We start from the raw sequence: 21,371 nt of genomic DNA, 5'->3' as shown, positions 1-21,371 counted from the left end.
TGCCGCGCCGCGTCGTCGACCAGAGAGGTCTCGGTGGTCGCCGCCACCCGCTTGAAGGTGCCGTCGGCCTGCTCGATGGAGACCGCGGCGTCGGCGCCGAAGCGGGTCTTGAACTCGTCGACGAACGAGCGGCCGAACTCCATGCCGAACTCGACGGTGCCGGCGTGATCGCCGCCGGGCGCCGCAACCGGCACGACGGAGCGCACGCCCAGCCCGGCCACCCCCTTCTCCAGGCCGATGGCCGGCGCCTTGCGGGCGTTCGCGGCGACCACCGTGGCGCGGAACGACGAGAGGTCGTCGCCGAACTTCGCGGGCATGTGGACGCGCAGCCACGAGGTGGCGGGCGCCGTGTGGAACTGGAACTGCTCGACCCCGTAGCCGCTCTTCAGCCGGGCGAAGGGGTCGGCGAAGGCGGCCGCCAGGGCGTCGCGCTCACCGGCGGCGAAGCGGGCCCGCACCTCGGGCATGCCGGCCACGAAGGTGGCCAGCGCCCCGGCGGTGGTCGTGCGCATCGCCGTCACCGCCACCAGCGCGTTGCGGTAGCCCTGCAACTCGCGCTCCTCGGCGCGCTCCGTCGCCCGGGACAGGCTGGCCAGCATGGCGGGCACCAGCACCGCCACCGCCAGCGCCAGCAGCACGGCGAAGGCGATGGCCACGCGGGCCTGGATGGACAGTTTCGACACCATGCACGTTCCCCCTGCGCAATGCCCGTCCGCCGCTCGCCTGGCGGGCGCACGGACCGCCTCGGCGCGGAATCCTGCGCCCGAACGCGGGCGCACGGTCCTGCCCATTCGGCATAGCGGAAACGTTCCCATGCATAGGACCATGGGTCAGGGATCGTGACCTGTCAACGGTCCGGACGTGTCGCCTCCGCGACCGCCGGGCGCCGGCGCGGGGCGTCGGGGTCCGGCGGCCGGTCGGCGTCCGCCCCGGGGGAGTCCGCGGGGGAGGACGCGCCGTACGTCATGGCCCGCATCTTCTCCGCGACGCGGGCGATCTCCTCGGCCGGCAGGATGGTCGGCGCGCCGATGCCCAGGGCGAAGACGTACTGGCGGGCCAGGGTCTCGACCTCGACGGCGAGCGCCAGCGCCGCCTTGGGCGTGGCCCCCAGCACCACCATGCCGTGGTTGGCGAGCAGGCAGGCGGTGCGGCCCTCCAGCGCCGCCAGGGCATGGTCCGACAGCGCCTGGGTGCCGAAGGTGGCGTAGGGCGCGCAGCGGATCGAGTCGCCGCCGGCCAGCGCCACCATGTAGTGAAAGCTGGGGATGCCGCGCCCGTGCACCGCCAGCGCCGTGGCAAAGGTCGGGTGGGCGTGCAGGACGACGTCCACGTCGGGGCGCGCGGCCAGCACGTCGCGGTGGATGCGCCATTCCGACGACGGCCGGCGGTCGCCCTCGTAGCCACCGTCGAACCCCATGTGGACGATGTCGCGCGGCCGCATCTCGTCGTAGGGCAGGCTCGACGGGGTCACCAGGAACCCGTCCGCCACCCGCACCGACAGGTTGCCCGACGCCCCCTGGTTGATCCCCGCGCGGTTCATGGCGAGACAGGTGTCGACGATGGCCCGGCGCAGGCGGCGGTGGCGGACGGTCATGGCGGCGCATCCAGTGTCGAGGGAGGGCGGCCCGGCCAGGGAGCCACCCGCCCCGCCGTCTGTCAAGGCAGGTGCCCCGCCAGGTCCCAGATCTTGACGACGCCGTCGTAGCCGGCCGACAGGGCGCGCCGCCCGTCGGGCGTCACCGCCAGCGCCCACACCGGCTTGGCGTGGCCGGCCAGGCTGGCCAGCGGCCGGCCGGTGCCGGCGTCCCACAGCCGCACCAGGCGGTCGCCGCCGCCGCCGGTCAGCAGGGTGCGCCCGTCCGGCGTGTAGGCGACCGACGTGATGAAGCCGTCATGCCCCTGCCAGGTGCGGCGGGGCGCGTAGGTGGCGAGGTCCCACAGCCGGACCGTCCCGTCGGTCGACACGCTGGCCAGGGTGGCGCCGTCGGGGGACACGGCGACGCCGTTCACGCTGCCCTCGTGGCCCTCCAGCACGGCCAGTTCCGCCCAGGTGGCGGTGTCCCACACCCGCACCCGGAAATCGTAGCCGGCGCTCACCAGCCGCCCCCCGTCGGGGGTGAAGGCGACCGCGTTGACGTTGGCGTCATGGCCGGTCAGCGTCGCCAGCAACGCCCCGCTCGCCACGTCCCAGACCTTGACCGAGGGGTCCCAGCTGGCCGAGGCGACGCGTCCGCCGCCCGGCGCCACGGCCAGGGCGACGACGCTGTTGCCGTGGCCGGCGAAGGTGTGGAGCAGCGTGCCCGTGTCGAGGTCCCACAGCCGCACCGCGGCGTCGCCGCACCCGGTCAGGCCGCGCCGGCCGTCGGGCAGGAAGGCCACCGCGTTGACGCCCGCGCCATGGTCACGCATGGCCCGCAGGTCCTTGGCGCCGGCGAGGTCCCAGAGGATGGCGGAGAAATCCCAGCTTCCGGTGAGCACGCGCGTTCCGTCGGGCGACACCGCCACCGCGTTGACCATGGCGCCGTGTCCCACGAGGTCGTCGGCCGCGGCCGGCGCGGCCCACAGCGCGACCGCCAGGGCCGCGACCCGTCCCCGCGCCAGCCACCCGCCCGCCCTTGGCCGTCGCGTGACGTGCCCCATCGCCTGCCCTCCCCGGTCGCCGCCGGCGCTCGTGCCGGAGGTCATCCTAGCCGGGCCGGGGGGCGCGGAGAAGGCGCCTCAAAGGGCCTCGCCCACGAGGTCGGTGCGCAGCAGCTCGACCTGGGCGCGCACGCCCTTGAGATGGGGATTGAGGGCCAGCGCACCCTCGAACGCCTTCAGCGCGCCGTCGGGCCGGTCCACCGCGAGGTAGATCAGGCCCAGCCCGGCCAGCGCCGCGAAATGGCGCGGCTCCAGCGCCAGGACGCGCCGGATGTCGTCCACCGCGGCGTCGTAGTGGCCCAGCAGATAGTGGGCGTTGGCCCGCTTGTTCCACCCTTCGGCGTAGTCGGGGGCCTGCGCGACGACCGCGTCGAACCGCTCCAGGGCCGCGGCGAAGCGGTCGGCGTGCAGCGCCAGCGTGCCCTGCTCCATGAGGTCCAGCACGCCGGCGCCGGGGTGCTCCAGCCAGATCGACCAGATCGCATTCTCGGTCGCCTGGGCGACGGTGTCGTCCCGGGTGCCCTGAAGCTGGCGGAACAGGTCGTCGAGGCGCGCGTCGCCCTGCCGCGCCAGGGCTGGCGGGACGACCGCGAGGACCGCCGCCACCAGGACGGCCGGAAGGAGTGCCAAACGGATCATGATCAGACGCTGGGAAGCGCCGGGCCGCCCCGCAACGGCGCGGGTGGATGGTCCGCCGCCCCGCGCGGGGTAGGCCATCGGCGCGGGGCGGGCGCTCACCCCACCGGTCCGGCCGCGGCCCGCGCCAGCACCTCCCGCAGCTCCGGCACGCAGCTTCCGCAATTGGTGCCGGCGCGCAGGCTGCGGCCGATCTCCTCGACGCTGGCGAGGCCACCGTGGCGGATCGCCTCCGTCAGCCGGTTGACGCCGACCCGGAAGCAGGCGCAGACGATCCGCCCCTCCTCCACCAGCGGAACCGGCGAGCGCCCCGACAGCACCGCCAGCCGCGCGGCGAGGTCCAGGGGCTCGCCGGCCAGCAGGCGCAGCAGCCAGTCGCGCGGCGGCACGGCCCCGTCGGCGGACACGAACAGGCAGGCGGCGAGGCGGTCGCCCTCGATCCAGGCGCGGCGCAGCACGCCGCGGCCGCGGTCGAGGTAGTCCACCGTCTCCGCGGCGGCCAGGCCCAGGCCGGGAAACAGCCCGGCGACCGCCGCGGCGTCGGGCGCCGCGCCCTCCCCGGCCAGCAGCAGCGCGTGGCCGCCCGGCACGGCATGGCGGGCCCAGTAGCCGCCGTGGGCCGGGTCGACCGGGGTGCGGCTCAGCAGGCAGGCGGCCCAGCCCGTCGCCACGGGTTCGAGGCGCGCCGGCATGGCCTTGGCTTCGGGCTGGCCGGACACCGGGTCGACCACCCCGTCGATCAGGGCGCCGACGACGCAGTTGCCGGTGAAGCGGTCGGTCCAGTGCATGGGCAGGAACGCCTCGCCCGGGCGCAGCCCCGGCCGGACCGCGGCGCGGGCGACCGCCGCCCCGGCGGCGGTGACGATGCGCACCAGCCCGCCATCGGCGACGCCGTGGCGGGCGGCGTCCTCCGGGTGCAGCTCCAGGCACGGTTCCGGCGCGTGGCCCGACAGGCGCGGCGCCCGCCCGGTCCGGGTCATGGTGTGCCAATGGTCGCGGGTGCGCCCGGTGTTGAGGAGCAGGGGGTAGGCGGCGTCGCGGGCGCGGGCCGGCGGGCGCGCCGCGACCGCCACCAGCCGCGCCTTGCCGTCGGCGGTGGCGAAGCGGCCGTCGCCGAACAGCCGGGAGACCGGCTCCTGCCCGGCGCGGCGCGGCCAGGGCGCCGGCTCCAGCGCGTCGTACGCGGCGTCGCCGAGGGCGGCGAGCGCGCCCAGGTCGAAGGCGCGGGTGCCGTCGTTCTCGAAGGCGGACAGCGCGGCGTGCTCGCGGAAGATGGCGGCCGGGCCGTCGTAGGCGAAGGCATCCTCCCAGCCCAGCGCCCGGCCCAGCGCGGCCACCATCCACCAGTCCGGGCGCGCCTCGCCGGGCAGCGGCAGCACCGCGCGCTGGCGCGACACGGTGCGGTCGGAGTTGGTGACCGTGCCGTCCTTCTCCCCCCACAGGGCGGCCGGCAGGGTGAGGCGGGCGAGGCGCGCCGTGTCGGTGTCGGCGAAGCCGTCGGAGACCGCCACGAAGTCACATGCGGCGAGCGCGGCGCGCAGGCGCCCGGCGTCGGGAGCGCTGACCGCCGGGTTGGTCGCCATGATCCACAGCGCCTTGATCCGCCCGTCCTCGACCGCGCGGAACAGGTCGACCGCCTTCAGCCCCTCGCGCTCCGCCATCCGCGGCGCCCCCCAGAAGCGCCGCACCCGGTCGACGTCGGCCGGCGCGAATCCCATGTGCGCGACCAGCTGGTTGGCCAGCCCGCCGACCTCCCGCCCGCCCATGGCGTTGGGCTGGCCGGTGACCGAGAACGGCCCCATGCCGGGCTTGCCGATGCGCCCGGTGTAGAGGTGGGCGTTGAGGATGGCGTTGACCTTGTCGGTGCCGGTGGCCGACTGGTTGATGCCCTGGGAGAACACGGTGACCACGCGCCGCGTGCCGGCGAACAGCTCGTAGAAGCGGCGGACCGCGCCAGTGTCGAGGCCGCAGCGGGCGGCGGCGGCCTCGACGGTCGGGGCGTCGGCCAGGGCGGCGGCCAGGGCCGGCCGGACCCCCTCCACATGCCCCGTCAGGAACGCCGCGTCCTCGTGGCCGGTGAGGTAGAGGTGGGCCAGCAGACCGTTGAACAGGGCGGCGTCGCTGCCGGGCGCCAGCGCCAGGTGCAGGTCGGCCTCGTCGCAGGTGGGCGTGCGGCGCGGGTCGATCACCACGATGCGGGTGCCCTGGGCGCGCCGCGCCGCCAGCAGCCGCTGGTGCAGCACCGGATGGCACCAGGCGAGGTTGGAGCCCACCAGCACCACCAGGTCGGCCAGCTCCAGGTCCTCGTAGGTGCCGGGCACGGCGTCGGCGCCGAAGCCGCGCTTGTGGCCGGCCACGGTGGAGGCCATGCACAGGCGCGAGTTGGTGTCGATGTTGGCGGTGCCGACGAAGCCCTTCATCAGCTTGTTGGCGACGTAGTAGTCCTCGGTCAGCAGCTGCCCGGACACGTACAGGGCGACCGCGTCGGGCCCGTGGCGTGCGACGGTGTCGCGGAACGCCCCGGCCAGCGCGCCGATGGCCTCGTCCCAGGACACCCGGCGGCCGTCCAGCGCGGGGTGCAGCAGGCGCCCCTCCAGCCCGACCGTCTCCCCCAGCGCCGCCCCCTTCGAGCACAGCCGGCCGCGGTTGGCGGGGTGGTCGGGATCGCCGCGGACGTCCAGCGTGCCGTCGGCGGCCGGGGTCGCCAGCACGCCGCAGCCGACGCCGCAGTAGGGGCAGGTGGTGCGCACCGCGCCGCCCTCTCCCCGGCGGGGCGGCGGGCGGTGTCCCCACCCCCCCGCGCCCGCCGCCTCGCCCCCGCCGCCCCCGGGCCGGGCGCGATGGGCGGGGTCCAGCGCGTCAGGCACCGCCGGCCTCCGCGAAGAGGGGGTTGGCGAGCTGGATCGCCCCGTCGACCACCCGCACCGCCACCGTGGCGGCGGCGCAGGCGTCGGGGCCGAACGCCCGCCCGGTCGCCAGGTCGATCACCATGTTGTGCAGCGGGCAGGTCACGCTGCGCTCGTGGACGATGCCGTTGGACAGCGGCCCGCCGGCGTGCGGGCAGCGGTCGCGCAGCGCGTACACCTCGTCCCCGCCGGTGCGGAAGATGGCAATGTCGCCGCCCGGCGCCTTGACGACGCGTGCGCCACGGGGGGGAATGTCGGCCAGCGCGCCGACGGCGATCCAGGCCTGTGCGTTGATGGCGTTCATGGCGGTCACTCCGCGGCGGCGGCGAATTGGGAGAGGTTGGCGAGCGGCGCGAACTCGTGGGAGTCGACGCCCTCGGAGGCCCGGGCGGCCCAGGGGTCGTCCTGCACGAAGCCCTGGGAATGCAGGAAGCGGGCGTGCAGCGACATGCGGCTCGTCGCGTCGAGCAGGCGCTCGCGGACATGGTCGATGCCGACCCGTTCGATCCACGGCGCGGTGCGCTCGAGGTAGCGGGCCTCCTCGCGGTAGAGCTGGAGGAAGGCCCCGGTGTGCTCCAGCAGCTCCTCCTCGGTCTCCACCTTGCACAGCAGGTCGGTGACGCGGACCTTGATGCCGCCGTTGCCGCCGACGTGGATCTCCCAGCCGCTGTCGACGGCGATGACGCCGAAGTCCTTGATGGTCGCCTCGGCGCAATTGCGCGGGCAGCCGGACACCGCCATCTTGAACTTGTGCGGCGTCCAGGTGCCCCAGCACATCTTCTCCAGGGTCACGCCCATGGCCATGGAGGCCTGCGTTCCGAAGCGGCACCATTCGGAGCCGACGCAGGTCTTCACCGTGCGCAGCGCCTTGCCGTAGGCGTGGCCGGACACCATGCCGGCCCTGTTGAGGTCGGCCCAGATCGCCGGCAGGTCCTCCTTCTTCGCGCCGAGCATGTCGATGCGCTGGCCGCCGGTGACCTTCAGGGTGGGGATGGCGAACTTCTCCGCCACGTCGGCGATGGCCCGCAGCTCGGTCGGGTTGGTCAGCCCGCCCCACATCCGCGGGACCACGGAGAAGGTGCCGTCCTTCTGGATGTTGGCGTGGACGCGCTCGTTGACGAAGCGGGACTGGCCGTCGTCGACGTAGTCGCCCGGCCAGGCGCACAGCAGGTAATAGTTGAGGGCCGGCCGGCACGAGGCGCATCCCTCCGCCGTGCCCCATTCCAGGGTCTGCATCACCTGGGGGATCGACGTCAGCCCGTCGGCGACGATCAGCCGGCGCACGTCGTCGTGGCTGTGATGGGTGCACTTGCACATGGGCTTGGGCCCGCTGTCCGCCACGTAGCCCTCGCCCAGGGTCATGGCCAGCAGCGTCTCGACCAGCCCGGTGCAGGTGCCGCATGACGCCGACGCCTTGGTGTGGGACCGCACGTCGTCGACCGAGGCGAGGCCCTTGTCGCGGATCGCCGTGACGATGGTGCCCTTGCACACCCCGTTGCAGCCGCAGATCTCCGCCGTGTCAGGCAGCGCGGCGACCGCCGCGAAAGGGTCCTGGGCCCCGGCCCCGGCTCCCTGCCCGAAAATCAGGCTGTCGCGGAACGCCCCCACCGCCTCGCCGTCCTTCAGCAGCTGGAAGTACCAGGAGCCGTCGGCGGTGTCGCCGTAGAGCACGGCGCCCACCACCCGCTCGTCGCGCAGCACGACGCGCTTGTAGACGCCGCGCGCGGCGTCGCGGAAGACGATGTCCTCGGTCCCCGCGCCGCCGAACACGCCGGCGGAGAACACCTCCACCCCGGTCACCTTGAGGCGCGTCGCCGTCACCGTGCCGGTGTAGACGCTGCCGTCGACGCCGGCCAGCCGGTCGGCGCAGACCTTCGCCATGTCCCACAGCGGCGCCACCAGGCCATAGACCTGGCCGCGGTGCTCCACACACTCGCCGACCGCCAGGATGGATGGGTCGGAGGTCGCCATGGCGTCGTCGACCACCACGCCGCGCTTCACCTCCAGCCCGGCGGCGGCGGCCAGCGCGGCGTTGGGGCGGATGCCGACGGCCATCACCACGATGTCGGCCGCCAGCTCGCGGCCGTCGGCCAGCTTGACCCCGCGCACCGCGCCGTCGCCGAGGATCGCCTCGGTCTGGGCGCCGGTCACCACGGTGATGCCGCGGCCCTCCAGCTCGCGACGCAGCAGCCAGCCCGCCGCCTCGTCGAGCTGGCGCTCCATCAGCGTGTCCATCAGATGCACGACGGTGACGTCCATGCCGTGGACGCGCAGCCCATTGGCCGCCTCCAGGCCGAGCAGGCCGCCGCCGATGACCACGGCGCGGGCGCCGGGGCGGGCCACCGCCAGCATCGCCTCGACGTCGGCGAGATCGCGGAAACCGATGACCCCGGGCAGCTCGCGGCCCGGCACCGGCAGGACGAAGGGGTTGGACCCCGTGGCGATCAGCAGCCGGTCGTAGGCGACGCTGCGGCCGGACACCGTGGTGACGGTGCGCGCCGCGCGGTCGACGGCCTCGACCCGGTCGCCGGTGTGCAGGGTGATGCCGTTGGCCTGGTACCAGGCGCGCTCGTTGAGGACGATCTGCTCGAAGGTCTTCTCGCCGGCCAGCACCGGCGACAGCATGATGCGGTTGTAGTTGGGGTGCGGTTCGGCGCCGAACACGGTGATGTCGTAGCGCTGCGGCGCCCGGGCCAGCAGCTCCTCCACCGTGCGGATGCCGGCCATGCCGTTGCCGACGACGACGAGGCGTTCCTTGGTGAGGCGTTCCATGGTCATGCTCACATCCCTCGCAAGAGGCGGCCTCGCAGGAGGCGGTTCGGGCCCGCGCCTCCGGGGCGGCACGGGCAACAAAAAAGGCGTCCGCGACGGACCAGGGGGTTACCCCCGGTCGTCGTGGACGCCTTTGTCCGGTTCGGCCCGTCATCGGACCCGGAACGGCGCGGCACCCCGGTGCCGCCCGTCGAAATCGTCGGCAGAGACGCCGTTGCCCCTGCACTTGCCCGCCTCCCCTCGCAAGAAGCGGGCCAGCCGCGACGACCGACCGCCCCGGCCGGGCGGGACGGCGGAATCGCTGGGGAGCCGCCGCCGCCGCCACGGCACCGGGCGATTGTTCGCCACTCAAACGATCATGACGTTCTGCCTATTCCCCAAGCACCACCACCCCAAGACGCCAAATTTTGTGCAGGTGCGGCATGGTCGCGGCCACCCCGCGACGCCGTGATCCGTGCCGCAGCGCGGTTTTTCGGGACTGGCACGGTGCTTGCGAAGGGCGGGGCAACGCGTGCCAATGACGGCGCGCCCCATCGACCGCCCACCGTCGGGCCCTTCGGCAACGCTGCTGACCATGACCCCCTCACCCCGGGGATCTGGCGCACGGGTGTCGGCGCCACGACGGTCGGGAAGCGAGAGTCCGGGTCCGGGTCAGCGAAGCCGCAAGGGTCGACCGACCGCAAGGAGTGACCCGGTGACCCGATTCAAGGATACCGCTCTGGCCGCCATCTGCGGCGCCGCCTGCCTTCTTCTGCCGCTGGCCGGCACGGCGCTGGCCGCGCCGCTTGACCTGGAGAAGGAGGAGCTGACGCTCGGCTTCATCAAGCTGACCGACATGGCGCCGCTGGCCATTGCCTACGAAAAGGGCTTCTTCGAGGAGGAGGGGCTCTACGTCACCCTGGAGCCCCAGGCCAACTGGAAGGTGCTGCTCGACCGCGTCATCTCCGGCGAGCTGGACGGCGCGCACATGCTGGCCGGCCAGCCGCTGGGCGCGACCATCGGCTTCGGCACCCAGGCCCATGTGGTGACCGCCTTCTCCATGGACCTCAACGGCAACGGCATCACCGTCTCCAACGACGTCTGGGAGAAGATGAAGCCGTACGTGCCGGTCGGCGCCGACGGCAGGCCGGTGCACCCGATCAAGGCCGACGCGCTGAAGCCGGTGGTGCAGCAGTACCGGGCCGAGGGCAAGCCGTTCACCATGGGCATGGTGTTCCCGGTCTCCACCCACAATTACGAGCTGCGCTACTGGCTGGCGGCGGGCGGCATCCACCCCGGCTACTACAGCCCCGACAACGTGACCGGCCAGATCCAGGCCGAGGTGCTGCTGTCGGTCACCCCGCCGCCACAGATGCCGGCGACCATGGAGGCCGGCACCATCTTCGGCTACTGCGTCGGCGAGCCGTGGAACCAGCAGGCGGTGTTCAAGGGCATCGGCGTGCCGGTGGTCACCGATTACGAGATCTGGAAGAACAACCCGGAGAAGGTGTTCGGGGTGACCGCCGCGTGGGCGGAGACGAACCCCAACACCCACCTCGCCCTGGTCAAGGCGCTGATCCGCGCCGCCCAGTGGTTGGACGAGAACGACAACGCCAACCGGGCCGAGGCGGTGACGATCCTCGCCAAGTCCCAGTATGTGGGCGCCGACGCCGAGGTCATCGCCAACTCGATGACCGGCACCTTCGAGTACGAGAAGGGCGACAAGCGGCCGGTCCCGGATTTCAACGTGTTCTTCCGGCATCACGCCACCTACCCCTACTACTCCGACGCGGTGTGGTACCTGACGCAGATGCGGCGCTGGGGCCAGGTCGCCGAGGGCAAGCCGGACGCCTGGTACGACGAGGTGGCGAGGACGGTCTACCGCCCGGACATCTACCGCCAGGCGGCGCAGATGCTGGTCGACGAGGGCAGGATCAAGACGGACGACGTGCCCTGGGACACCGACGGCTACCGTGCCCCCCAGGCCGAGTTCATCGACGGCGTGACCTACGACGGCCGGGCGCCCAACGCCTATCTCGACAGCCTGGCCATCGGCCTCAAGGGCAAGCAGACGATCACCGGCAACACGGTCGCCGGCGGCTGACCCCCGCTCCTTCCGCCCCTGAAGAGACGGACACGATCATGAGCAGCATCAGCGACGCCGCCGGCACCGCGCCCGGCACCCCGCCGCTCCCCGAGCGCCTGCGCGCCCGCCTGGGCGCCGTGGCCAACCGCTCCGCCGGCACCCTGAACGCGGTCGGGCTGGCCTGGCTGGTCCCCCTCCTCAAGCTTGGCGCCGGCGAGAGCCCGGCCCAGCAGGCCAAGGACCTGTGGCGCCTGCTGGGCGTGCCGCTGGTCGCCATCCTGCTGTTCCTGGTGGCCTGGGCCCAGCTCGCCCCGCAGGTGCAGACCAGCCTGGGCGCCATCCCCGGCCCGGCCGAGGTGTGGGAGCAGACGGGCGTCCTGTGGGCCGACCACACGGCCGAGCGGGCCAAGGAGGCGGCGTTCTATGAGCGCCAGGAGGAGCGCAACGCCGCGAAGCTGGCCACGGACCCGGCGGCGGAGGTGAAGATCCGCGGCTACACCGGCAAGCCGACCTACGTCGACCAGATCGTCACCAGCCTGCAGACGGTGTTCCTGGGCTTCCTCCTGGCCGCCGTCGTGGCGGTGCCGCTGGGGGTGGCCTGCGGCCTGTCGCCGATCGCCAACGCCGCGCTCAACCCTCTGATCCAGGTGTTCAAGCCGGTGTCGCCGCTGGCCTGGCTGCCGATCGTCACCATGGTGGTCAGCGCGGTCTACGTCTCCGACGACCCGCTGCTGCCGAAATCCTTCCTCACCTCGGCCATCACGGTCACCCTGTGCTCGCTGTGGCCGACCCTGATCAACACGGCCATGGGGGTGTCGTCGATCGACCGCGACCTGATGAACGTCGGCCGGGTGCTGCGCCTGTCCGCGCCCACCATGGTGCGACGCCTCGTGCTGCCGTCGGCGCTGCCCTTCATCTTCACCGGCCTGCGGCTGTCGCTGGGGGTGGGCTGGATGGTGCTGATCGCGGCGGAGATGCTGGCCCAGAACCCGGGGCTGGGCAAGTTCGTGTGGGACGAGTTCCAGAACGGCTCCTCCTCCTCGCTGGCCCGCATCATGGTGGCGGTGTTGACCATCGGCATCATCGGCTTCCTGCTGGACCGGCTGATGCTGGCCCTGCAGGCCCTCGTCACCCACGGCCCGACCCGCTGAGGAGCCCCGATCCATGGCCATTCTCGAACTGAAGGGCGTGTGCAAGGGCTACGGCGCCGGCGCCGCCCGCACCGCGGTTCTCCACAACGTCGACCTCGCCATCGAGGAGGGGGAGTTCGTCGCCATCGTCGGCTTCTCCGGCTCGGGCAAGACCACCCTGGTCAGCCTGCTGGCCGGGCTGGCCGCCCCGGACGCCGGCACCGTCGCCATGAACGGCGCGCCGGTGAGCGGGCCGGGGCCGGAGCGCGGCGTGGTCTTCCAGAGCTACTCGCTGATGCCGTGGCTGACGGTGGAGCAGAACGTCCAACTCGCCGTGGATGCGGTGATGGCGGGCGCCCCCAAGGCCGAGCGGCGGGAGCGGGTGCGCCACTACGTCGCCATGGTCGGCCTCGCCCACGCCGCCGACCGGCGGCCGGCGGAGCTGTCGGGCGGCATGCGCCAGCGCGTCGCGGTGGCCCGGGCGCTGGCCATGACGCCGGACGTGCTGCTGCTCGATGAGCCGCTGTCGGCCCTGGATGCCCTGACCCGGGCCAAGCTGCAGGACGAGATCGACGCGATCCGCGCGGTGGAGGGCAAGACCATCGTGCTGGTCACCAACGACGTGGACGAGGCGATCCTGCTGGCCGACCGCATCATCCCGCTGACCCCGGGGCCGAACGCCACCCTGGGCCCCGCCTTCACCGTCGACCTGCCGCGCCCGCGCTTGCGCACCGCCGTCAACCACGACCCCGCCTTCAAGCGGCTGCGCGCCGAGGTGACGGGCTGCCTGATGGACCTCGGGCGCGGCCGCGCCGCGGGCGAGGTCGACGAGGCGCTGGTGCTGCCCAACATCGTCCCCGTCGACCTGCGCGAGCCGCCGCGCGCCTACCGCAAGGCCCAGGCCAGCCCGCTGGCCGACCGCTACCTGGAGTTCAGCCGGATCGACAAGGTCTACCCCACCCCCAAGGGACCGCTGACGGTGGTCGACGGCTTCGACCTGAAGATGAAGAAGGGCGAGTTCGTCTCGCTGATCGGCCACAGCGGCTGCGGCAAGTCCACCGTCCTGTCGATGGTGGCCGGGCTGACCGACGTGTCGGGTGGCGGCATCGTGCTGGACGGCAAGGAGGTGACCGCCGCCGGGCCCGACCGCGCCGTCGTGTTCCAGGCCCCCAGCCTGTTCCCGTGGCTGACCGCCGCGCAGAACGTGGCGCTGGGCGTCGACCGCGTCTACCCCCACGCCGGGGCCGCGGAGCGGCGCGACATCGTCCACTACTATCTCTCCCGGGTCGGGCTGGGCGACGCCAGGGACAAGCCGGCGGCGGACCTCTCCAACGGCATGAAGCAGCGCGTCGGCATCGCCCGCGCCTTCGCCCTGTCGCCCAAGCTGCTGCTGCTCGACGAGCCGTTCGGCATGCTCGACAGCCTGACCCGCTGGGAGCTGCAGGAGGTGCTGATGGAGGTGTGGGCGCGCACCCGCGTCACCGCCATCTGCGTCACCCACGACGTGGACGAGGCGATCCTGCTGGCCGACCGGGTGGTGATGATGACCAACGGCCCGAACGCCCGCATCGGCCACGTCATGGACGTGGACATCCCGCGCCCGCGCACCCGAAAGGCGTTGCTCGACCACCCCCGCTACTACACGTACCGCGAGGAGGTGCTGGGCTTCCTGGAGTCCTACGAGCGCGGCGCCGCCAAGAAGGCGGCCTAGCCACCGGGACGATACCGGCATAGAAATCAGGCCGACAGCAGCGAGCGCCACGCCATCATGCCCGACAAGGACCTGTCCATCCTGGTGATCGACGCGAACGCCGACCGCGCCCGCATCGTCGAGGAGGGGCTGGTGGAGGAAGGCTACACCCGGGTGATGACCATCCACGCCACCGCCAACCTGCTGGCGCGCATCCAGGCGGTCGCCCCCGATGTGGTCATCATCGACCTGGAGAACCCGGACCGCGACACCCTGGAGCAGATGTTCCAGGTGTCGCGCGTGGTGCAGCGGCCCATCGCCATGTTCGTCGACCGCTCCGACAGCTCGACCATCTCCGCGGCGATCGAGGCGGGGGTCAGCGCCTATGTGGTGGACGGCCTGAAGAAGGAGCGCGTGCGCCCGGTGATGGAGATGGCGGTGTCGCGCTTCGCCGCCTTCGAGCGCCTGCGGCGCGAACGCGACGAAGCGGTCAGCGCGCTGGCCGAGCGCAAGCTGATCGACCGCGCCAAGGGCATCTTGATGCAGCGGCGCGGCCTCACCGAGGACCAGGCCTATGGCGTGCTGCGCAAGACGGCGATGAAGCACGGCCGGCGCATGGCCGAGATCGCCGACAGCGTCATAACCGCCGCGCAGATGGACTTGTGACAGGCACCATGCGACCCGAGGAAGGGCGATGACAGACCGTACGGACGCCGACACCGCCGACCACCCCATGCCCTTTGCTCCGGACGCCCCGCCGGCGGAGGTCCGCGTCGGCTTCATCCCGCTGATCGACTGCGCCGTCCCCGTGGTGGCGGCCGAGAAGGGATTCGCCCGGCGCGAGGGGGTGCGCCTGCACCTGTCGCGCGAGGCCTCGTGGGCGGCGATCCGTGACAAGGTGGCCTTCGGCGGGCTCGAGTGCGCCCACATGCTGGCCGGCATGCCGATCGCCGCGACCCTGGGGATCGGCCAGGTCACCGTGCCCATGGTGGCGCCGCTCAGCCTCGGCCTCGGCGGCAACGCCATCACCGTCTCCACCGGCCTGCACGCCGCCATGCGCGCCGCCGACCGCGCCGCCATGGAGGGCCCGCCCGGCCAGTGCGCGCGGGCCCTCAAGGCGGTGATCGACCAGCGCCGGCGCCAGGGGCTCGAGCCGCTGGTGTTCGCCATGGTGTTCCCGGTGTCGAGCCACAATTACGAGCTGCGCTGCTGGATGGCGGCGGCCGGCATCGACCCCGACGCCGACGTCCAGCTCGTGGTCGTGCCGCCGCCCCGCATGGTCGAGAGCCTGGAGGCCGGCCACATCGCCGGCTTCTGTGTCGGCGAGCCGTGGAACCAGGTCGCCGTCGACCGCGGGCTCGGCCGCATCGTCGCCACCAAATCGGACATCTGGCCGGCCAGCCCGGAAAAGGTCCTGGGCATGCGCGCGGACTGGGCGGCGGCCAACCCCGCGACGGTGGGGGCGCTGGTCCGGGCCATGGTGCGCGCCGCCGCCTGGGCCGACGCGCCGGAGAACCGTGCGGAGCTGGCCGCGCTGCTGGCCGAACCCCGCCACGTCGGGGCGCCGGCACGGCTCATCGAGCACGCGATCGCCGCCCACCACGTGTTCCACCGCTCGGCCGCCACCTTCCCCTGGGTCTCCCACGCGGAGTGGGTGATCGACCAGATGGGGCGCTGGGGCCAGATCGCCACGCCGGTCGACCGGGCCGCCTGCGCGGCGCGGGTGTTCCGGCCCGACCTCTACCGCGCGGCCCTGGCCGGGACCGGGATGCCCGTGCCGCTCCACGACCGCAAGGAGGAGGGCGCGCACGCCAGCGGCTACACCGTGGAAGGCACCGGCGGCGAGGCCATCGCCATGGCGGCCGACCGCTGGCTGGCCGTCGCGTAGGGTGACGCCACGAAAAAGCCCCTCCGCAAAGGGGGCGGAGGGGCAAGTCTTTCTACCGGAGACACGACGTCTACGACCAGGTCCTACGCAAACGCCGGGCCACATGGAAAGCCCCGGCTTTTGGCGGACCCCGGTGGCGGGGCGTGCCTTGCATCAAGGCAGCGCGCCGGGGGATTGGGCATGTGCCCGGTGCGGCGCCAGTTCGTTCCGTCCCGCCCGGCAGGGTTCCGCCCGGCTGCGTCCCGCCCAGGCGCCGCTCATTCCGCCGCCAGGGCCGGGGCGACGGCCTCGCGGCGCTTGCGGTTGAACTCCTCGAGCCGCCGCCGTGCCACGTCGAAGGCGTTGCGCACGGCGACATGCGCGTTCTCGTCCGCGTTGCTCTGGTCGCCGCGCACCACCAGTTCGCCGCCGGGCACCGTGAGATCGATGCGGACATGGAAGAGGCGGCCCTTCTGGCGGTCGTGGTGCGGGGTCTCGACCACCACGTCGCAGCGGGTGATCTGTCCGACCCGTTCGAGCTTCGCCACCTTGCGGCGGATCGTGTGCTCCAGGGCTTCGGAGGGATGGACGTTGCGGAACGAGATCTGGAGAGGAAGCTGCATGATGCGCTCTCCGTTGTGAGTGGAAGAAAGAGGTCAGATGCGGTCGAACGCGTTGTCGGCGCACGACAGGCCGAGCTGCTCCATCCCCTCCTCCAGGCAATCGCCCAGATTGGGAATGCCGACGAGGTATTCGGCGGAACGGTCGTTGTGGCGCTCCCGCGCCAGGTCGACCGCCTCGGTCCAGTCGCCGCGCGCGAAGTCGCCGCGGCCGACCCAGGCCATGGCGACGACCTCGACGATTTCGTCGTCGTCGAGGGTTTGCAGGGCCCCCATCAGTTCGGTGAGCGTGGGGTCCCCCGTCCCGGCCGAGCCGTAGCCCGCCTCGGACCGGCCGGCGTCGTCGGCGTCGTCGGGCGCCACACCGGCGTCATAGGCCTTGGCCTTGGTGACGATGTAGCAGAGGCGCTTGAGCCCGATGTTCAGTTCGGGCGGGTCGAGGACGATGCTGTCCATCATGGCGTGCCTCCCCGTTCGGGGGCCTGCGTTCGGTGCGTCAGGCGTCGCGGCGCCACTGCACCATGACGAAATAGTGACCCTCCTCGCGGTGGATGTCCAGATCCCCGTGATGGGCCTGCTGAAGCGCCGCGCCAAGGCGGGCGGGCGAATGAATGTCCGTGGTGGTGACGACGAGGCCGCCGTCGCGGTCCACGACCTCCATGATCCGGCGCAGCGGGTGGTCCCGGCGGTCCTGGCCTTCGGCGTGGCGCAGGGTGAACAGGACCTCGTCCTTGTGGGTGGCGACCCAGGCGCCCGACGCGACCAGCGCACCGGCCGGCGCGCGGTCGGCGACACGGCGGCAGGCCGGGCAGACGCCCTGGGCGGCGTCGATGTAGGGCAGGCCCGAGCGCCAGCGCCCGTCCAGGAACAGCGCGCCGCATTCCGGACACCGGGTCGGAGCGGCCAGGGCCGTGCGGGGTGCATAGGGATCGCGCCGCCGGTCGGGGGGCGCGTGACCGCCGCGCGCACCGTGGCGCGCGGCCCGCCGGGGGGAGGCCTGCATGGGTCTCTCCTTTCGGAAGCCATGGGCTCTGTGTCAGAAAAGTTTACGCCGGACCGCCGCGGATGGGCATGCGGCATCGCGCCTCGCCCCGGTGGTCCGTCCTACGCCACCCGGCCGACGAAGGGGAGGTGGCGGAACCGTTCCGCCCAATCGATGCCGTAGCCGACCACGAACACGTCGTCGACCGTGAAGCCGACGAAGTCGACCGGCACCGGAACGACCCTCCGGCTCGGCTTGTCCAGCAACGCGCAGATGCGCACCTCCGCCGCCCCGGCGTCGAGCAGCAACCGGCGCACCGCGTCGAGCGTGCGCCCGCTGTCGGCGATGTCGTCGACCAGCAGCACCCGCCGGCCCGCCACGCCGTCCGGGGCGGGCTGATGGATGGTCACGGTGCCGGAGCTCTCGGTGCCGCCGCCGTAGCTGGAGATGCGCAGGAAGTCCACCTGCGGCTCCATCCCCGCCCGCCCGAGCGCGCGCACGAGGTCGGCGGCGAAGACGAAACTGCCCTTCAGCAGGGCGAGGACCGTCACCTCGCCGGTCATGACCGCGGCGATCTCGGCGGCCAGCCCTTCGACCCGCGCGGCGATGGCCGCTTCCCCGATCAGCGGCACGACGGTGCGCCGGGGCGCGGCGGGTTCGGTGGTCGCGGTCATCGGGAGCCTCGGCGCCAGGGGAAAGACCCGTCTTGCCCAAGCCGCCACGGTTTTGTCAATGCGCCGGACGTCGGCGCGCCGCTCCTCACCGCTCGGTCGCCCCCTTGCCGGCGAGGATGCGGTCGCGGAACCGGAGGATGCGCGCGATCCGCGTCGCCGGGGCCTTCGCGGCGGCGAGGTTGATGACGTAGCTTCTCTGCCGCCCGGGCGTCAGGGCACGGAACGCCTCCGCCAGTTCGGGATCGGCCTCCAGGGCCTCCACCAGGTCATCCGGCAACGCGACCGCGGCCCGCTCCCTGGCCGGCTTCACGCCGGCCTCGGCGTAGCCCGCGGCCTCCGTCAGATAGGAGCGGATGACCGGCTCCAGCGCCGCGACGCGGTCCTCGTCGGTGAAGCGGATCATGTCGGGATGACCGGTGTTGGGGCCCTGCCTCTCCAGCACGCCGTGCGCGTCGGTGAGCAGCGCGGCGTTGAAGAAGGTGAGGCGGACATCGCCGCGGAAGGCGCCCATGATGGCGACGTTCCGGCCGCCCGCCATGTAGCAGGGATGCCCCCACTTCACCGTCTCGACGAGGCCCGCGCCCCGGCAGATGCGGCGCAAGTCACCCAGCCCGCGCGACCAGCGACGGGTCGAGCAGTCGGGGGTGGCGAAGCGCTCGCAACGCCCGCAGCCCTGCGCGAAATAGGTCTCGATGTCGGTGATCATGAGACCTCCCCGTCCACATCCCCGTCCGGCTCAGGCCGCGGGCGCCGCGGCACCCGCCTCGGCGAAGCGCGCCAGCATCGCGCCATGGGCGCGGATGCCATTGCGCAGGCAGGCCAGCTCGAACTTCTCGTTGGGCGAGTGGATGCGGTCGTCGTCGAGGCCGAAGCCCACCAGGATGGTGTCGTAGCCCAGCACCTCGCGCACGTAGCCGGCCACCGGGATGGAGCCGCCGCTGCCCAGCAGGACCGGCGCCTTGGCGAAGACGTCGCCCAGGCCGGCCAGCGCGGCGCGCAGGTGCGCGGAGTCCGACGGCACGCGGAAGCCGGGGGACTGGCCGAAGGTGCGGATCTCCCAGCGCGCGTCGGGCGGGGTGCGGTCCTCCAGGAAGGCGCGGATGCCGGCCAGGATCGTCGCCGGGTCCTGGTCGCCGACCAGCCGGCAGGAGAACTTGGCGGTGGCCTGTGCGGCGATCACCGTCTTGGCCCCCTCGCCGGTGTAGCCGCCCCAGATGCCGTTGATGTCGCAGGTCGGGCGCGACCACAGCCGCTCCGCCAGGGATCGGCCGGCCTCGCCGGCCGGGGTGCGCAGGCCCACCCCGGCGAGGAACGCCGCCTCATCGAAGCCGAGATCCCGCCACATCGCCAACTCCTCGGCCGAGGGCTCGCCCACGTCGTCGTAGAAGCCGGGAAAGCGCACCCGCCCCTGGTCGTCGTGGATCTCGCCGAGGATGCGGGTCAGCGCGTTGATGGGGTTGAGCACCGCCCCGCCGAACAGGCCGGAATGCAGGTCGTGGCTGGGTCCGTGCAGGGTCGCCTCGACGTAGAGCAGGCCGCGCAGCCGGGTGGTGATGGCCGGCGTCTCGATGTCCCACGCGTTGGTGTCGGTGATGATGCAGACGTCGGCCTTCAACTCGTCGGCGTTGGCCTTCAAGAACGGAACGAGGCTGGGGCTGCCGGTCTCCTCCTCGCCCTCCAGCAGCACGGTGACGCGCACCGGCAGGGTGCCGTGCACCGTGGTCCAGGCCCGGAACGCCTCCAGGAAGGTCATCACCTGGCCCTTGTCGTCCACCGCGCCGCGGGCCACCACGCGCGGCCCGTGGACCGCCTCGACGATGGTCGGTTCGAAGGGCGGGCTGTCCCACAGCTCCAGCGGCTCCGGCGGCTGGACGTCGTAATGGCCGTAGTAGAGCAGGTGGGGGACGGCCGGCCCGCCCGGGCCGGGGCCGGGGTGATGGGCGACCACCATGGGGTGCCCCGCGGTGTCGCGGACCGAGGCGTCGAAGCCGAGGCCCGCCAGCTCGTCGCACAGCCACGTCGCGGCGCGCCGGACCTCGGGCGCATGGTCGGGCTTGGTGGAGACGCTGGGGATGCGCAGCAGGTCACAGAGTCGGCCCACGGAGTCGTCGAAGGAGCGGTCGACCTCGGCGAGAACGGCGTCGACGGGAAGGGCGGCGGACATGGGATGGGGCCTTTCGCTGCTGCCGCCGCCGTCAGGCGGCGAGGCGCTGGACGAGGCCGCGCAGGAAGCGCTCGCACGCGGCGACCTGGGCGGTCTCGATGAACTCGTTGGGCTGGTGGGCCTGGTCGATGGAGCCGGGGCCGCAGATCACGGTGGAGAAGCCCGCCTCCTGGAACTGCCCGGCTTCGGCGGCGAAGGGCACGGCCGCGGTGTCGTTGCGGCCGGTCAGCGACCGCACCAGGGCGGCGGCGGCCCCGTCGGGCTCGGGCGCCAGCCCGGGGACGCCCGCCAGCACCTCGGTGCGGATGGTGCAATGCGGCGCCACCCGCCGCATCTCCGGCAGCACCTGGTCGCGGCAGAACGCCTCGAAGCGGTCGAGATAGCGACGCCAGTCGTCGCCGGTGACCGGCCGGATGTCCCACACGAACTCGGCGTGGCGGGCGATGATGTTGAGCGCGGTGCCGCCGGCGACGGTGCCGACGTGCAGCGTCGTGTAGGGCGGGTCGAAGGGGCAGGCGGGGTCCGCGTTCGCGGCGTTTTCCGCCAGCATGCCCGAGATGAAGCCGATCAGGCGGGCCGCCGTCATCACCGCCGACACGCCGCGGTCGATCTGGCTGGAATGGGCCTCGTGCCCGGTCACCGTGGTGCGCAGGGCGTAGACGCCCTTGTGGGCGAGGACGGTCCGCATGGAGGTCGGCTCGCCGACGATGACCGCGGCCGGGCGCGGCAGCTCGGCCACCATGCGGCGGATCATGTGGGGGGCGCCGAAGCAGCCGATCTCCTCGTCGTAGGAGAGCGCCAGATGGATCGGCCGCGCGAGGCCGGCCGCCAGCATCTCCGGCAGGAGCGCCAGCGCCACCGCCGGAAAGCTCTTCATGTCCGCCGTGCCCCGGCCGTAGAGCCGGCCGTCGCGCTCCACCACGGTGAACGGATCGCTGTCCCAGGGCTGCCCCTCCACCGGCACCACGTCGGTGTGGGCCGACAGGACGACGCCGCCCTCGACCGGTGGGCCGATGGTGGCGAACAGGTTGGCCTTGGTCCCGTCGGCGCTGGGCACCAGGCGGCTCTGCACGCCCAGCCCGTCCAGGTGGTCGCGCACCCAGTCGATCAGCGCGAGGTTGGATCGGGACGACACGGTGTCGAACGCCACCAGCCGCCCGATCATCTCCTTCGATCGCGGCTCCACCCGGTTCCCTCTGCGCTGTTGCCATGGCCACCCCCGGCG

19 protein-coding genes are annotated in these 21,371 nt (G+C 72.9%); 5 read left to right on the top strand and 14 right to left on the bottom strand.

Going from position 1 to position 21,371, the window contains the following annotated elements:
- The 7 genes from AC6H2I_RS22340 to nirB all read right to left on the bottom strand — a co-directional run.
- Positions 1–686, bottom strand: a 686-nt coding sequence (locus AC6H2I_RS22340) for a cache domain-containing protein (protein ID WP_497502928.1), incomplete at its 3' end; no start/stop codon positions are given.
- A gap of 161 nt (positions 687–847) precedes the next feature.
- Positions 848–1,594 carry a class II aldolase/adducin family protein gene (locus tag AC6H2I_RS22335; RefSeq protein WP_497502927.1) on the bottom strand — a complete coding sequence of 249 codons (747 nt, stop codon included), beginning with the start codon at positions 1,592–1,594 and terminating at the stop codon, positions 848–850.
- Between the two features lie 62 nt (positions 1,595–1,656).
- A complete protein-coding gene (locus AC6H2I_RS22330) occupies positions 1,657–2,640 on the bottom strand; it encodes a WD40 repeat domain-containing protein (RefSeq protein ID WP_497502926.1) in 984 nt (327 codons plus the stop codon).
- A 78-nt stretch (positions 2,641–2,718) separates the two neighbouring features.
- Positions 2,719–3,279 (bottom strand): tetratricopeptide repeat protein, encoded by a 561-nt coding sequence (locus tag AC6H2I_RS22325; protein WP_497502925.1) that lies wholly within the window; start codon positions 3,277–3,279, stop codon positions 2,719–2,721.
- A 95-nt stretch (positions 3,280–3,374) separates the two neighbouring features.
- Positions 3,375–6,143, bottom strand: coding sequence for a molybdopterin-dependent oxidoreductase (locus tag AC6H2I_RS22320; RefSeq protein WP_497502924.1), 2,769 nt, complete (start codon positions 6,141–6,143; stop codon positions 3,375–3,377).
- Entirely contained in the window at positions 6,136–6,486 is a 351-nt protein-coding gene (gene nirD / locus AC6H2I_RS22315) for a nitrite reductase small subunit NirD (RefSeq protein ID WP_497502923.1), read from the bottom strand. The genes AC6H2I_RS22320 and nirD overlap by 8 nt, the downstream gene beginning before the upstream one ends.
- 5 nt (positions 6,487–6,491) lie before the next feature.
- The gene (gene nirB / locus AC6H2I_RS22310; protein WP_497502929.1) at positions 6,492–8,954 is read right to left on the bottom strand and encodes a nitrite reductase large subunit NirB; all 2,463 of its coding nucleotides are present in this window, start codon (positions 8,952–8,954) and stop codon (positions 6,492–6,494) included.
- Between the two features lie 694 nt (positions 8,955–9,648).
- On the opposite strand from nirB, the gene AC6H2I_RS22305 reads away from it, so the two are divergent.
- The 5 genes from AC6H2I_RS22305 to AC6H2I_RS22285 are packed head-to-tail and all read left to right on the top strand — an operon-like array spanning position 9,649 to position 15,727.
- Positions 9,649–11,037, top strand: coding sequence for a CmpA/NrtA family ABC transporter substrate-binding protein (locus AC6H2I_RS22305; protein ID WP_497502922.1), 1,389 nt, complete (start codon positions 9,649–9,651; stop codon positions 11,035–11,037).
- A 38-nt stretch (positions 11,038–11,075) separates the two neighbouring features.
- Positions 11,076–12,170 (top strand): ABC transporter permease, encoded by a 1,095-nt coding sequence (locus AC6H2I_RS22300; protein ID WP_497502921.1) that lies wholly within the window; start codon positions 11,076–11,078, stop codon positions 12,168–12,170.
- A gap of 13 nt (positions 12,171–12,183) precedes the next feature.
- Positions 12,184–13,860 (top strand): ABC transporter ATP-binding protein, encoded by a 1,677-nt coding sequence (locus AC6H2I_RS22295; RefSeq protein ID WP_497502920.1) that lies wholly within the window; start codon positions 12,184–12,186, stop codon positions 13,858–13,860.
- Positions 13,861–13,917: 57 nt separating this feature from the next.
- Positions 13,918–14,505, top strand: a complete 588-nt coding sequence (locus AC6H2I_RS22290; protein ID WP_497502919.1) for an ANTAR domain-containing response regulator — start codon at positions 13,918–13,920, stop codon at positions 14,503–14,505.
- 28 nt (positions 14,506–14,533) lie between these two features.
- A complete protein-coding gene (locus AC6H2I_RS22285; RefSeq protein WP_497502918.1) occupies positions 14,534–15,727 on the top strand; it encodes a CmpA/NrtA family ABC transporter substrate-binding protein in 1,194 nt (397 codons plus the stop codon).
- 257 nt (positions 15,728–15,984) lie between these two features.
- Here the strand turns inward: AC6H2I_RS22285 and AC6H2I_RS22280 are convergent, their stop codons facing one another.
- The 7 genes from AC6H2I_RS22280 to argE all read right to left on the bottom strand — a co-directional run bounded on the left by AC6H2I_RS22280 (position 15,985) and on the right by argE (position 21,332).
- Positions 15,985–16,329 carry an HPF/RaiA family ribosome-associated protein gene (locus AC6H2I_RS22280; protein ID WP_497502917.1) on the bottom strand — a complete coding sequence of 115 codons (345 nt, stop codon included), beginning with the start codon at positions 16,327–16,329 and terminating at the stop codon, positions 15,985–15,987.
- Positions 16,330–16,362: 33 nt separating this feature from the next.
- Positions 16,363–16,785 (bottom strand): DUF3775 domain-containing protein, encoded by a 423-nt coding sequence (locus tag AC6H2I_RS22275; RefSeq protein WP_497502916.1) that lies wholly within the window; start codon positions 16,783–16,785, stop codon positions 16,363–16,365.
- Positions 16,786–16,822: 37 nt separating this feature from the next.
- Positions 16,823–17,329 carry a BCAM0308 family protein gene (locus AC6H2I_RS22270; RefSeq protein WP_497502915.1) on the bottom strand — a complete coding sequence of 169 codons (507 nt, stop codon included), beginning with the start codon at positions 17,327–17,329 and terminating at the stop codon, positions 16,823–16,825.
- A 101-nt stretch (positions 17,330–17,430) separates the two neighbouring features.
- Positions 17,431–17,982, bottom strand: coding sequence for a hypoxanthine phosphoribosyltransferase (gene hpt / locus AC6H2I_RS22265; protein WP_497502914.1), 552 nt, complete (start codon positions 17,980–17,982; stop codon positions 17,431–17,433).
- A gap of 85 nt (positions 17,983–18,067) precedes the next feature.
- Positions 18,068–18,688, bottom strand: a complete 621-nt coding sequence (locus AC6H2I_RS22260; RefSeq protein WP_497502913.1) for a YdeI/OmpD-associated family protein — start codon at positions 18,686–18,688, stop codon at positions 18,068–18,070.
- 30 nt (positions 18,689–18,718) lie between these two features.
- Positions 18,719–20,146 (bottom strand): M20/M25/M40 family metallo-hydrolase, encoded by a 1,428-nt coding sequence (locus AC6H2I_RS22255; protein WP_497502912.1) that lies wholly within the window; start codon positions 20,144–20,146, stop codon positions 18,719–18,721.
- A gap of 31 nt (positions 20,147–20,177) precedes the next feature.
- Positions 20,178–21,332: an acetylornithine deacetylase gene (argE, locus tag AC6H2I_RS22250; RefSeq protein WP_497502911.1), complete on the bottom strand. Its 1,155-nt coding sequence runs from the start codon at positions 21,330–21,332 to the stop codon at positions 20,178–20,180.
- Positions 21,333–21,371: the final 39 nt, after the last annotated feature.

The organism is Azospirillum sp. NS33, assembly GCF_059703765.1.
Note: the sequence above shows the minus strand (reverse complement) of the source record. Positions and strands in the feature narration are given on the sequence as shown.